The 1111-nt window shown below is 67.4% G+C and carries 1 protein-coding gene and 1 pseudogene; both read right to left on the bottom strand.

Annotated features, from left to right (window positions below; genetic code table 11):
* Positions 1–562 (bottom strand): annotated as a pseudogene (locus BGN95_RS15085) (formyltetrahydrofolate deformylase); the annotation flags it as partial.
* A 47-nt stretch (positions 563–609) separates the two neighbouring features.
* On the bottom strand, positions 610–1111 hold a 502-nt coding region (locus BGN95_RS15080), incomplete at its 5' end, for a methylenetetrahydrofolate reductase (RefSeq protein WP_286773163.1).

The raw sequence follows: 1111 nt of genomic DNA, 5'->3' as shown, positions 1-1111 counted from the left end.
AGGGCTTGGCGCCCTTGAAGCCGGGCAGGAAGCTGTGGTGGATGTTGATGCAGCGGCCCGACAGGAACGCCGCCATCTCGTCCGACAAGATCTGCATGTAGCGCGCCAGCACGACCAGATCGGCGCCGGTCTCTTCGACCAAAGCGCGGATCTGCGCTTCCTGCTGCGGCTTGGTGTCGCGCGTGATCGGCAGATGGTAGAAGGGCAGGTCGCCGATCAGCGAGATGTTGAGCGCGCTGCGCGGGTGGTTGGAGACGATCCCCACCACGTCCATCGGCATTTCGCCGATACGCTGGCGGTAGAGCAGGTCGCCGAGGCAATGATCGAATTTGGAGACCAGCATCAGCACCTTGAGCCGCTCGCCCGGCGCGCGCAGCGTCCATTCGGCGCCCATCTCGCCCGCGATTGGGGCGAATGCGGCGCGCAGCGCGTCGGCGGCGTCGGCGCGTTCCAGCTCGAACACGACGCGCATGAAGAAGCGGCCGGTGAGCCGGTCGTCGAATTGCTGCGCATCGGTGATATTGCCGCCCTGTTCGGCCAGGAAGCCGGCGACCCGCGCCACCAGGCCGGGCCGGTCGTCGCAGGACAGGCGAAGGATATAGCTGTCGGTCATAGACGCGCCTCGTAAGCGTTGATCCATTCGACGGTGCGGGCGAGGCCGCCGAAGGGGTAGAAATGAAGCCGCACCGGCCCGTGCGCCGGGGTCAGCCGCGCCGCGAGCCGATCGACCAATTTGTCGGGGCCGGCGGTGCCGAGCAATTTGGTCAGCGATACGCCGTATTTGGTCATCACCGCCGCCGACGCACCGACCCCGCAATGCGCGGCGAAGCGCAACAAGGTCTTGATCCCGGCCGGCCCGGGGACGCCGATCCGCACCGGGCAATCGATCCCGCGCGCGCGCAGTTGCTCCAGCCAGCGAATGAACGGATCGGCGTCGAAGCCGAATTGGGTGACGATCAGCGTCGCCATGCCGCGCTGCGTGATCTCGGCGCGTTTCTCCTCCAGCACCGCCCAGCATTGCGCCTCGTCCATCGCGGGATGGCCTTCGGGGTGGCCGGCGATGCCGATCGCGGTGATGCCGTTCGCCTCGAACAGCCCGGTCGCGAGCAGC

Origin of the sequence: Sphingomonas sp. 66-10 (assembly GCF_001897045.1) — a bacterium.
Lineage (GTDB): Bacteria > Pseudomonadota > Alphaproteobacteria > Sphingomonadales > Sphingomonadaceae > Sphingomonas > Sphingomonas lycopersici.
This window is presented reverse-complemented; position numbering and strand designations above follow the sequence as displayed.